The organism is Acinetobacter haemolyticus (assembly GCF_003323815.1).
GTDB lineage: Bacteria > Pseudomonadota > Gammaproteobacteria > Pseudomonadales > Moraxellaceae > Acinetobacter > Acinetobacter haemolyticus.
This window is the reverse complement of sequence record NZ_CP030880.1, coordinates 114,769-127,181: the sequence shown is the minus strand read 5'-3', so window position 1 is coordinate 127,181 and position 12,413 is coordinate 114,769. Positions and strand designations below refer to the sequence as shown.

Genomic DNA, 12,413 nt, shown 5'->3' with positions numbered 1-12,413 from the left:
AAGCGAAATAAACCACATAGAATTTGAGATACATCTCATTCCCAATTTAGCTAAACGAAACAAATTTTAATAATGATGTTACATCATTAAAAGGTAAATTAGGGTTTGGTTTTAAATCGAAACTATATAAATACCCAAGGAAATATAGATATGCAGAAGAAAAATATTGGCATTATATTTGGAGGAAAATCTACCGAGCATGAAGTATCTCTTCAATCTGCAAGAAATATTGTTGATGCTATAGATCCAGAAAAATATGATGTGACATTAATCGGTATTGATAAAAATGGAATATGGCATCTCAATGAAAGTACTCATTTTTTATTAAATTCAGATAACCCATCTCTAATTGCATTGCATCAATCAGGGCGAAATATTGCGTTTATCCCCGGTAAAAATGAAAAACAGATTATTGAGTTTCAAAACAAAACTCTATCACAATTGGATGTAATTTTTCCTATCGTTCACGGAACACTTGGCGAAGATGGTTCTCTGCAAGGATTATTAAGAATGGTGAACCTACCATTTGTTGGTTCTCAAGTACTCAGTTCCGCCATGTGTATGGATAAAGATATAACAAAAAGGCTTTTAAGAGATGCGGGGTTAAATATCACACCGTTTATCAAATTAACGAAAAAAGATAGAAACAAAATAAATTTTGATATTGCAAGCTCTCAGCTTGGCTGTCCCTTATTTGTAAAACCTGCTAATCAAGGATCTTCAGTAGGTGTGAGTAAAGTAACTTCTCAAGATGAGTTTGAAACGGCCATAGATACGGCATTCAATTACGACAATAAAATACTGATTGAACAAGGAATTGATGGCAGGGAAATAGAGTGCGCCGTTATCGGTAACGATGAACCTTCAGCAAGTGTTTGTGGAGAAATTGAACTTGAAGATAGTTTCTATTCTTACAACACAAAATATATTAATGATAAAGGTGCAACAGTAACGATACCTGCAAATGTACCCGATGAAATCAGCCAAAAAATTAGAAATATCTCAATCAAAGCTTATGAGGTTTTGGAATGCACTGGGCTCGCAAGGGTTGATGTTTTTTTAACAAAAGATGGGGAGATTTTTATTAATGAAATAAATACTTTACCAGGCTTTACCAATATCAGTATGTTTCCAAAGCTATGGGAAGCGAGCGGGCTAAATTATTCTGACCTCATTACGCGTTTAATAGAATTAGCAATTGAACATCATGAAAATAGCGCTCAACTACAAAATACAGTCTCTTTAAATAAGATAGGGTAAGTATATTGTTCCTGTTCAAAACCAAGTAACAAAAAAGGAAGCCTTCGCTTCCTTTTCTACCATCTAAAACTTAGATGCCATATTTTTCACGATAAGCCTGCATATTTGCCAATGCTTCTTTCTCGCCTTTTGCATCCAAATAATCCATCAAATCTTTCATCGTGATTAAAGCATGCACAGGGATTTCCAGTTCTTTTTGCACTTCCTGAATCGCAGAAAGCTCACCTTGACCACGTTCTTGACGGTCTAATGCAACCAAAACTCCGGCAATCGTCGCACCCGCATTTTTCAAGATGCTCACAACTTCACGAATCGCAGTCCCCGCAGTGATCACGTCATCAATAATCCAGACTTTTTGACCAGCAACCGATGCACCAACCAATACACCACCTTCACCATGATCTTTGGCTTCTTTACGGTTAAAGCCCCAAGGTACACTCTTACCATGTACTTGAGACAACGCCACTGCTGTTGCTGCTACAAAAGGAATACCTTTGTATGCTGGACCAAAAATCACTTCAACATTGTCACATTGAACCAATTTATCCGCATAACCTTGTGCTAATAACGATAGTGCTTCACCATCATTGAGCAAACCTGCGTTAAAGAAATAAGGACTGACACGACCTGATTTTAAGGTAAACTCACCAAATTTAAGCACACCACGTGATAATGCGAGTTCGATAAAAGCTTGCGGATGAAATGACACAGGCGTTGTCATATAAGGTGCTCCAAATTCTTCAATTGAGGTTAAACAGACGTATGATACCAAAGGATAGCTATCCAAGTGATGTAAAAATTCTTCGAGTCGTTTCAATTAACGTGAATGGGCTGCGTGCATCCGTAACCAAAGGACTCTTGGAATGGTTAGAACAGTCCGATGCGGATGTGGTCTGTATGCAAGAAAGCCGTATCACTCATGAACAATGGACTGATAAATTTAAACCAGAAGGTTGGTACACACACCTATTCCCTGCTGAACGTGCTGGTTATGCAGGTACAGCCATCTATAGCCGTCTACCATTTGTTTCAGTCACCAATGGTTTAGGCTTCGAACTGGCAGACTCCCAAGGTCGTTTTATTACCGCTGAATTTGATTTAGGACTGTCACATCCTGTTCATATTGCCTCGTTATACTTACCTTCAGGATCAAGTGGTGATGAAGCCCAAGCACGTAAAGATATATTTCTCGAAGAATACGCAAAAATACTAAAACAATGGCGTGACGAGAATAAATCAATCATCGTGTGTGGTGACTACAATATCGTACACAAGCGTATTGATATTAAAAACTGGTCAGGCAACCAGAAGTCATCAGGTGTGTTACCGCATGAACGTGCATGGCTGGATCATATTTATGATGAATTGGGTTATGTTGATACCTTCCGTGAAGTACGACCTGAAGCAGAGTTGTATTCATGGTGGTCAAATCGTGGTCAAGCACGCGCAAAAAATGTCGGTTGGCGTATCGACTACCATGCATGCTCTCCAGATTGGAAAGCACGTACCGCAAATGCATGGGTCTATAAAGAACAATGGTTTAGTGACCATGCACCTGTGATTATTGACTACAAAATACACGAATAAGTGAACAGTTGTTCACTTTGACCGCTTCTTTAACTTACATATCATGTCGCTTTTTGTGTATTTTTATTTAACAACTGTGACGGCATTATAGCACCACGGCACAGGGAAGCGGTCAGGATGACCACAAAGGGATAGGACGCCGTAGGAAGATAAAATAAACTTAGTTTAAGTTTATTTGCAAGGATGAGACATTGGACGTTGAAATGAGACCCGCATGATCAGGATGATTAAATGCGGGTTTTCTCTTTTCTGAATATACAATTTTATTGATTTTCCCTTCGCATTTAGCACAAAGAACCAATCTACTTATCACCTACTCGATTGATACTTATTAATACCCTACATCGATCAACTTAATAAAAAAATTCGGCTGGCAAATCACATCGCTTTTCAGTTAGGCTGTGAGGAAGATGATTCACTGTTTTTGATGGTTTGAATATGTTTAAAATTTACGGTATTAAAAATTGTAATTCGATGAAAAAAGCGTTTGATGCACTACAAGCCAAGGGTATTGATTACCAGTTTCATGATTATAAAAAACAAGGTATTGATGCTGAAACTTTAGAGATTTGGTTAAAGGAAATCGGTGCAGATAAAGTCCTTAATAAAAAAGGTACAACATGGCGTAAATTAACAGCAGATGAACAAGCGCATGCAAGCAGTAGCGAGCAAAACCTGATTGAGACTTTAATTGCACAGCCAAGTTTGATTAAACGTCCTGTATTACAAACCCCGCAAGGTTTTATCATTGGCTTTGATGAAACAACGTATCAAAACCTATCGGCTTAGAATAGACATTAAAAAACCGAGTTCACATTAGGCGAACTCGGTTTTTTTATTCAACTAATCAACTTAGTTAGAACGCACCCAAGTTTGGTTACGACCAAGTGCTGCAACGCCGATATAACCGCGTAATTTCAGCTTTTGACCACCATCGGTAAGCTCTGCTTTAAGCTTATAAGTTTTACCATTTTTTGGATCTACGATAGAACCACCATCATAATTTACGCCACCTACATTTTTAAGGTTACGTACAATCGTTACGCCATTCAATGATTTGTTATGAAATGGACCTTCACATTTCGTACAAACACTTTCCTGACCTGGGACTAAATACTTCTGAATCGATGCAGATAATGAACCGTCCTTTTGTTCAGTAAACTTGACGATCGCTTTGGGTTGCTTGGTTTCATCGTCAATCGTTTGCCACACGCTACCGTGTAATGCGTCCGCTGCATTGGCAAATGCTGTCAAACTAAACAATCCTAGTGCTAAAGCAATTTTCTTCATTTTTGTAATATCCTTAATGGGTCTTTTAAGACTAAGAGTATTGAAAACTTCCATCAATATTGCAATTCTTGATTGTGACTATTAGGTACAACCTGATCAGGTGCAAAACACCGTACAGAACGCCATTGTATAGGTCTTAAAATCAAATACTCTCTTAGTTGTATACTGCTCTAACAATATGGAAAAATTATGAAATTTGGTACTGTTTGGAAATATTATTTTACTGAATCCCTACTCAAAGCGACCATCCGGACACCAAGTCAATTCAATTTAGCACCGAATGCTTTACGTCCGCTATTAGACCAACTGTGTCGCTTATTCCCACAAAACCCAAATGCGCGAATCCGTCCTCTACGTTTGGCTGGCGTACGTGGTGAGGAAATCAAAACCAAAGCAACAGCAACACAGTTAATTTTCCATATACATGGCGGCGCATTTTTCTTAGGCGGCCTCAATACACATCGGGCATTGATGACCGATATCGCTGACAGTACCCAAATGCAAGTCATCCATATTGATTATCCATTAGCGCCAGAACATCCTTTTCCTGAAGCGATTGATGCGATTTTTGATGTTTACCAAGCGTTACTGGTGCAAGGGATTAAACCTAAAGATATTATTATTTCAGGTGATTCTTGTGGGGCGAATCTTGCACTCGCGCTGTGCTTACGTTTAAAGCAACAACCTGAGCTGATGCCAAGTGGCTTGATTTTAATGTCTCCTTATTTGGATTTAACCCTCACCAGTGAATCGCTACGCTTTAATCAAAAACACGATGCATTACTGTCGATAGAAGCCTTACAAGCGGGAATTAATCATTATCTGACTGCAGATATTCAAGCTGATGATCCTCGTGTCTCTCCTTTATTTGATGATTTAACAGGCTTACCTCCAACATTGGTTCAAGTCGGATCTAAAGAGATTTTATTAGATGATTCCAAGCGTTTCCGCGAAAAAGCAGAGCAAGCCGATGTTAAAGTGATTTTCAAACTCTATACGGGCATGTGGCATAATTTTCAAATGTTCAACGCTTGGTTTCCAGAAGCAAAACAAGCATTGGCAGATATTGCAACTTTTGCACAACGGATTGATCGTGACTGAGTCCTTTGGGTTTTGTGTGAAAAATGGTCAGCTATGGCTGACCATTGTCATACTTAATTTATTTTTGTCATCATAAAATAAAATTGATCGATTATTTAGATCATACTCTATTTTTCTAAAAATTTTTCCCGTTCTGATTTGCACTCAAAGCTTAGAAGCAGACTTTCTTCGCATTCCAAAGATGCTATTGTTAGTTATATACGCATTTGATCAACATTTTGATGTCAAATTTACATTTATAAAGTTTCTTAGGAATCTCATTGCATAAAAGGATGCATGCCAATGACGAAGATTCATTTTAAGAGGACGGCGAATCGAGAGAAATGGAGTTTCTCACAGCTTTGGGAACATGAACCACTGATCAACTGGAACATGTTAAAGAAGTCGATTCTGCTACTGATCCTTGCTGCCTTTATGACCCTTTTCGGGATCGTTTGGGATGTACTGGTCTTACTCAATCCAGTGACATGGCAATGGGTCAATTTACCGTTGATTTGGTCTAAACTTTGGACCAATTTGATTATGTTTTTTGTTTTTTTGGGTCTGATTGTTCCCTGTTATCTTTTTAAAGATCGGGCTTGGGCGTCAGAAGTTATTCCTATCTTAACCGTCCAATTGTTTACAGCACTGCTGTGTCATACCAGCTATTTAATTGGAAGCTTTAGCCCTGCCACGATGGTGGTTTATGTCAGTGTCGTCGCTGTTGGCTTAGTCCTATTTAATCGTAAAATGATTTACTGTGCACTTATTCCTGCAACAATTGCGCTGTTATTCTGCAATATTTTAAGTTTATATGGTGTGCTCCAGTACGCACCATTGTTTAATCCAAAGATTTTGAATCAAGCCGAGATGCACCCATTTTGGGTGGGGAGCATGTTGTTTTTCCTGCTGCCTATTTTAATCGCTTGTTTATTCTTATTTGAGATCTTACTGACCCAATGGCGTACTCGCGAAACTGCCATTCAAGCACTTAGTCGCCTTGATCCTCTTACCAATGTTATGAATCGACGTAGTATTAGTAACCATTTGGAGAAACTAAATAAACAGCCAAATTCATTTTATTCGGTGGTGCTACTTGATCTAGATCATTTCAAAAATATTAATGATGAATTTGGTCATAGCATGGGCGATCAAGTTTTGGTGCATGTGGCAAAGTGCCTTTCAAACAATGTCCGTGATCAGGATCTGATTGGTCGCTTTGGTGGAGAGGAGTTCATTTTATTATTACCCAATACCACAGCAATCCAAGCCAAGAATGTTGCTGAACGTTGTCGATTAGCAATTGCTGACATGTGTTTTATTGCTGAGGATCAACAACAATTTTCTGTTAGTGCGAGTTTTGGGATCAGTAGCTCGCTCAATGCGAATGAACCACACTTAGTTGTCAGTCAGGCCGATCAAGCACTTTATGCCGTGAAAGCATCAGGAAGAAATAATATTCAGATTTTTGGAGATCTTTTGGCAGAGTAATGCAGAAGGGAAATTACCTTCTGCACGACATTCTCAGTCATTTAATCCCGCAGATATACGTCACGATTTTGACGGTACGGCTCATCAAAAGGAACAAACATTTGTTCTTGCTTCGCGTCAGCAATCCACTGTCGAACCGATGGCAAGGCCAAGATTTTTTGCATGTAAGCTTGGCTTGATGCAGAGACAGGGAGCTTGAAACACACAAAGCGCATGACTACAGGTGCATAAAATGCATCAGCGATACTAAACTCACCACATAAAAAGCTGTCTTCACTTGGACGCTCTGACCAGATCTGATCAATTCGTGCAACTTCAGCGCGCAACTGCTCATGCTCAGCCCACAATTGCTCACCAATATGGGTCAGATCAGCTTCAATATTCATCGGGCAAAGATTACGTAAGTTTTGAAAACTGCTATGCATTTCAGCGCTAATGCAACGCGCTCTAGCACGCAATTTCTGATCTTGCGGCAACAGTTTTTTCTCAGGGTGTTGCTCAGCTACATATTCACAAATTGCGAGGCTATCCCAAACTGTAATACCTGCGTCAACTAGGGTCGGCACTTTTCCTGTTGGATTGAGCTTTAAGATTTCTGTCTTAAACTGGCTGTCTGGTTCAAAGCTATCAAATTGAATTAAATGCTCATGAAAATCAATGCCTGCTTGTTTTAATAAAATCCAAGGACGCATTGACCATGTTGAGTAATTTTTATTACCAATAAAGAGCGTATACATCGTTATGATTTCCCCTCAAATAAAGCCAGTTGTTGGAGTAACTCCGTTTTTTTAAATGCACCCGTTAAACGTAATGAACGAAGCTCTTGTTGTTGCGCGTTTAAGAATAAATAAGTGGGTGGACCTAAAATATCCCATTGCTTTAACAAAGCTTGATGAGAAGCATCATACTGACTCAAGTCCAACTTAATTAAATAATACGGCGCTAAAGCTTGCTGCACTTCTGCATCTTTTAAAATACGATGTTCAATAGGTTGACATGCCACACACCAATCAGCATATACATCAATAACAATCCCACGATCTTTCGGTGCATTGGCAAGAATATGTTGAAACTCATCTGCTGTTTTGGCGACATGCCATTCAGCTAGTTTGTCTGCCTGAACTGAATTTAAATTTTGAATATGTTGATATTGATTGAATACAAACCAAGGTGTCGTGATCATCAATAAGACAATATAAAGCCATTTCAGTTTACTGTTCTGTGCCAACAAACGAGAGGCGGCATAAATAATAAATGCTAAACCAAGGATTAGACTGAGAGTTTGTAATGCCAACTCAGGTAATAATGGACGAATAAAGTAAAGACTCAAAGCCAACATTAAAAAGGCAAAAATCACCTTAATTTGATGCATCCACTCCCCTGCTTTTGGCAATACTCGTGCACCTAAAACTGTAGCCAATAACAGTGGAATCCCCATCCCAAAGCCCAAGGTGAATAGCAATAATGCGCCTTGCCATTGGTTCTGTGTTTGCGAAATAAATAATAATACACCGGCAAGAGGAGCTGTCATACAAGGACCAACCAATAACGCCGAAATCATGCCCATGACACTCGCACCGACCAGCGTCCCACCTTTTTGTGAGGCTTGCAAATGATCCAGTCGATTTACCCATTTCTGTGGCATTTTCAATTCAAACAAACCAAACAGATTTAAAGCAAACACCACAAATAACAGACTAAATGCGATCAAGGTGGCAGGTTGTTGTAACCAACGTTGGAAATTCAACCCAGCAGCGGAAGCAATAAGCCCCAGTAGAGCATAGATCATTGCCATACTGACTACAAAAGTCAGCGCTATTGCCCAAGCTTTAACCCCTTTATTTTCACGCACAATAAGTGACGTCAAAATCGGTAGCATGGGGAGTGAGCAAGGTGTAAAGGCCAGTAAAATACCTAAGCCTAAAAATAAAACAATGCTATACAACAATGAATGCTGTGCTAAACGACTCGACCATTTTTGGTCTTGTGCCATTTGCCCTGCCGCATTGGATGAACTTATTGCAGATGCTTGCTCTTGATCAGAAATATCTGCCAAATCTGGTCGTTGCGTATTGATTGCATTGGCAGAGCGAGCGACATCAAGAAAGCGCTTTTGTGCGTTTGGACTGAGGTTTTGTGTATTTACAAGACCATTGGCATCCGTATCAAATGCGATTGTTTGTGGCGGATAACAAATACGATCTTTGGCACATCCCTGCCATGTCACTTGATAGTGTTGAGATGCTTGTGTAGGAATCTCAAATGCAAGCTCATCATAGTACACTTGGCTATGACCATAATTTTCATCATATTGGTCCTTCGCCTTAGGTAAGTTTAAAGCAACAGGCTGATTGCCTTGTTTCACCTCAAACTTATGCTGATATAAATAATAATCTGGTTGAATTTCCCAATGTAATCGTGCTTGATCGGTACGAGAAGATTCTACGGAAAATACAAATGCATCCTCAGGATTTAACAGTTGCGCGGAAAGATTCTCTTGGGCGTGGGTAAAACTCCCACATAACAACAGTAAACTACCAAGAAAGTAACGCACCAGTTCGCTACTGTAGCCACCCTGAGCATAGATTTTCATTCAGATTTCTCTTTTATCAACCCAATACTCCCGATGAGAAATGCAGGGATTCACGGGAGATTGAGAAGTCACATGGATTAAAATAAAACGGAAACGCCTAAACCGCCGTTATAGCTTCGTGCATTACCTTCTAAATCGACACCCACACTGGCATCGAACTGCATACGATTGTTTACCGCATAGACCAGACCTGTCCCCAGCCCATATTCATAGTCTTGGCTTTCTGCTTTGCGATAAATAAACTCTGAGTATCCAGACAGCTTCCCAGCAATTTTATAATTAATAGTTGGAATGGCAGTCACAGCCCAATTGCTGTTTTGCGCTTCGTAACGCATAGTAATCGAGGTACCAATGAGGTCACTAAACTCATAAGCCACCGCCGAAGTGAGGCTATAGATATCATCATGGGCAGTAAACTCATCATTTCCTGTCGCAAGAATCGCTTCAGCTAACAATGCCATGCTCAGACGGTCATCTTTTAAATTAATCGCTTTTTTCAAACCGATGCTGACATCACCTAAACCATTGTTTTCTTTAGTTGCACCGGCACGCTTGTGTTGCTGCCAAACAGGACCTTGCCAACCCAACTGAAGCTCTAACCCTTTCGCCAAACCTGTACGTAACAACATATCGCCATTTAAGGTTAAAGTTTTTTCCTTTACCCCATCAATTGTTTGTTGCTGATAACTTGCGGTTGGCAGACCTTGTTCCCAAGCCAGTTGACCAACTGGTGTAATGCCTGTACCTATGCCAGCACCAGGACGATCAAAAGAAAATTCATTCGCAAAGACTGAACTTGCTAGCATTGATAGCGCGATCAAGCTTAATGTTTGACGTTGTTTCATCATTATCCCCTTTTATTCAATCGGCTAAACTCAAGTTGCTAGCTCTTTTGACATTTTTGCACCATGTTCCCGTAACAATTCAAGTGTTGCACGTTCCTCTGCCAACGCTTGTGACCAGTCGATCTCATCAAAATCACAATCAAAGAAAAGCTGACTAATCGAGGATAAAATCGTAAGGCCCTCTTCATCACGCGTATTTGGGTCAACTTTTTCATCTAGTAAACGCTTGACCACTGGTGCACATGCTGAACTTGCGGCATCCCACAATGGTCCATAAAACTCTTCCGCATCCCAAAGATGTAAATTCGCTTTGGCTTGAATCAGCGCATCTAAAATATCTAAGTAGACTTGAAGTTGTTGTTGTTTTTCAGTTTCAGTCAGTGGTTGATTAGCTTCATATGCTTCACAGATGGTTTCCCACCATGTAAATAATCCATCACATATCACCGAAACGGGTGGTCCTTGTTCAGGATCGATAAAATTTGGGTCGAGTCCCTCAGCCAGTAAAAATCGCACTTGGTCTAAATCGAGTTGTTGTATGGCTTGCACCAAGGCCTGCTGCTGATTGCTTAACATGACCAATTCTCACAATATATTTAATGGTTCTATTATGCCGAATATCCCGACAGGTTTTTATAAAACGATCTAAAAATCATGTATAAATTTGATACAGGCAAAAAAAAAAGCCCAACTTCTGGGCTTTTTCTAAGTTGTTACGAAGATGCTTCATCATCTACGTCAACAAATTCAGGTAAACCACCTCGATGATGATCTTTTTTCTCATAGAGATGTTCCAGACTACGTTTTAATTTATCAATCGCACCATGAATAGAATGATCAATATTTGAAGCTTTGTGTGTTACCGCAACAGGCTTCATCCCTGCTGGACGGGCTTCGATCATACAACGTTTGTCATGTTCGCCCGTTTTGTCCCCATTTTCATCACTAATATGAACCGAAAAGTGTGTAATACGCTCGCTATAACGTTGGAATTCTTGTGTCAGCTCTTCACGAACATAACTGATTAAACGTTCACTACCTTGAATGTTTTTATCTGTACGGATTTCAATATTCATAAATATCTTCCTCTCTTTTCTGTGAGACGGTTCTACAAAATTATCTTATTGAGCACGCTTTTGAGCATGCATTCATTCAACGCAGTTGTATATTTTGTTTATGTAAATGCTTGTCGTCTCCTTGCTTTACATGTGTTGCTTTTCAGTATGAAAGAAGATCTTCTATGATTCCAATATCCGTCCATAATGAAAAATATGCAAGCTGATTTTTGACATTTTTATTAAAACTTGAGCAAAAAATAGTTAAATGACATGCAACTCCCTTTGATTTTCAGCACTACAATTCTTTTGAGCATTTGGTCAAATTTGGCTTTATTTTTGCTTGATTCCTTGTATGCTTTACACGCCTTTCAGGGGGGATTTTTTAAATGCAATTGAAACAACTTGCGGCAACATGTTTATTGGTATCTACAGCAGCTTTTACTCAAGCAAAACCGATCTGGCAAGATTTTAGCCTCACTGGTTTATACGGCGAAAACTATGAAGTTGTTGATGAAAAGCAAACAACTTTAACGGTTGAATACGCAGCAAAAGTAAAATATGCCGATGTATTTTTCTTCATGGATCGTATGCGTGGGAGTGACGACCATAAAAGCACTTATTTCGAGCTTTCACCGCGTTTTAGTCTAGGTGAAATTTCTGGTCAAAAATTAGCTTTCGGTCCAGTCAAAGACGTATTGATTTCAACAACATGGGAAAGCAACAATGATGATTTCTCTAGTTTTGATAACTTCTTATATGGCGTAGGCTTTGATCTTGATCTTCCATATTTCCAATATGCAAATATCAATTTCTACCGTGCAAACAATGAGAAAACAGCTGATGACTACCAGCTTACTTTTGTCTATGCATTGCCATTTAAACTCTCAACTGAAGAGTTCTTAGTCGATGGCTTCCTTGACTGGTCAACAGCTGAAAAAGATCACGCCAGTGAACTCAACTGGACTACACAGTACAAATGGAATGTGGGTAAACACATTTCGCCTGAAACACGCTTATATTTAGGTGTCGAGCATTCAGTTTGGAATAATAAATTTGGTATCAAAGGCAGCGACGAAAACAACGTTAGCGCTTTGATCAAATACCATTTCTAAATTGGTCAAATCGTTAAAAACAGCAAGCCCAGTCTTGCTGTTTTTTTTGATATGTAGAATAAAATAATCAAATCTTTTTATTTAAATTTAAGATGTC

13 protein-coding genes are annotated in these 12,413 nt (G+C 39.3%); 6 read left to right on the top strand and 7 right to left on the bottom strand.

Features of this window, described 5'->3' with window-relative positions:
• Positions 1 to 150 precede the first annotated feature (150 nt).
• Entirely contained in the window at positions 151 to 1,260 is a 1,110-nt protein-coding gene (ddlA, locus tag DS737_RS00600) for a D-alanine--D-alanine ligase (protein WP_113996522.1), read from the top strand.
• A gap of 70 nt (positions 1,261 to 1,330) precedes the next feature.
• Here the strand turns inward: ddlA and pyrE are convergent, their stop codons facing one another.
• A complete protein-coding gene (gene pyrE, locus DS737_RS00595; RefSeq protein ID WP_075314386.1) occupies positions 1,331 to 1,981 on the bottom strand; it encodes an orotate phosphoribosyltransferase in 651 nt (216 codons plus the stop codon).
• A 41-nt stretch (positions 1,982 to 2,022) separates the two neighbouring features.
• Here pyrE and DS737_RS00590 point away from each other — a divergent pair, with 41 nt between their 5' ends.
• Both DS737_RS00590 and DS737_RS00585 read left to right on the top strand, forming a co-directional pair.
• Complete coding sequence (locus DS737_RS00590) at positions 2,023 to 2,847, top strand: exodeoxyribonuclease III (RefSeq protein WP_008942133.1); 825 nt, start codon at positions 2,023 to 2,025, stop codon at positions 2,845 to 2,847.
• Between the two features lie 438 nt (positions 2,848 to 3,285).
• Positions 3,286 to 3,636 (top strand): arsenate reductase, encoded by a 351-nt coding sequence (locus DS737_RS00585; RefSeq protein WP_004641582.1) that lies wholly within the window; start codon positions 3,286 to 3,288, stop codon positions 3,634 to 3,636.
• Between the two features lie 63 nt (positions 3,637 to 3,699).
• On the opposite strand, the gene DS737_RS00580 is transcribed toward DS737_RS00585, so the two are convergent.
• Positions 3,700 to 4,137: a DUF2147 domain-containing protein gene (locus DS737_RS00580; RefSeq protein WP_005087215.1), complete on the bottom strand. Its 438-nt coding sequence runs from the start codon at positions 4,135 to 4,137 to the stop codon at positions 3,700 to 3,702.
• A gap of 189 nt (positions 4,138 to 4,326) precedes the next feature.
• Here DS737_RS00580 and DS737_RS00575 point away from each other — a divergent pair, with 189 nt between their 5' ends.
• Positions 4,327 to 5,238: an alpha/beta hydrolase gene (locus DS737_RS00575; RefSeq protein WP_113996521.1), complete on the top strand. Its 912-nt coding sequence runs from the start codon at positions 4,327 to 4,329 to the stop codon at positions 5,236 to 5,238.
• A 282-nt stretch (positions 5,239 to 5,520) separates the two neighbouring features.
• The gene (locus DS737_RS00570; protein WP_017396427.1) at positions 5,521 to 6,708 is read left to right on the top strand and encodes a GGDEF domain-containing protein; all 1,188 of its coding nucleotides are present in this window, start codon (positions 5,521 to 5,523) and stop codon (positions 6,706 to 6,708) included.
• Positions 6,709 to 6,749: 41 nt separating this feature from the next.
• Here DS737_RS00570 and DS737_RS00565 read toward each other — a convergent pair whose 3' ends face one another.
• The 5 genes from DS737_RS00565 to DS737_RS00545 all read right to left on the bottom strand — a co-directional run bounded on the left by DS737_RS00565 (position 6,750) and on the right by DS737_RS00545 (position 11,222).
• Complete coding sequence (locus DS737_RS00565) at positions 6,750 to 7,445, bottom strand: glutathione S-transferase family protein (protein WP_113996520.1); 696 nt, start codon at positions 7,443 to 7,445, stop codon at positions 6,750 to 6,752.
• A gap of 2 nt (positions 7,446 to 7,447) precedes the next feature.
• Entirely contained in the window at positions 7,448 to 9,301 is a 1,854-nt protein-coding gene (gene dsbD, locus DS737_RS00560) for a protein-disulfide reductase DsbD (RefSeq protein WP_113996519.1), read from the bottom strand.
• A 77-nt stretch (positions 9,302 to 9,378) separates the two neighbouring features.
• Positions 9,379 to 10,146, bottom strand: coding sequence for a transporter (locus DS737_RS00555; protein ID WP_171287571.1), 768 nt, complete (start codon positions 10,144 to 10,146; stop codon positions 9,379 to 9,381).
• 30 nt (positions 10,147 to 10,176) lie between these two features.
• Positions 10,177 to 10,722, bottom strand: coding sequence for an ankyrin repeat domain-containing protein (locus DS737_RS00550; protein WP_004641595.1), 546 nt, complete (start codon positions 10,720 to 10,722; stop codon positions 10,177 to 10,179).
• Between the two features lie 137 nt (positions 10,723 to 10,859).
• A complete protein-coding gene (locus tag DS737_RS00545; protein ID WP_075314378.1) occupies positions 10,860 to 11,222 on the bottom strand; it encodes an HPF/RaiA family ribosome-associated protein in 363 nt (120 codons plus the stop codon).
• Between the two features lie 368 nt (positions 11,223 to 11,590).
• Here DS737_RS00545 and DS737_RS00540 point away from each other — a divergent pair, with 368 nt between their 5' ends.
• A complete protein-coding gene (locus DS737_RS00540; RefSeq protein WP_005087226.1) occupies positions 11,591 to 12,316 on the top strand; it encodes an outer membrane protein OmpK in 726 nt (241 codons plus the stop codon).
• Positions 12,317 to 12,413 lie beyond the last annotated feature (97 nt).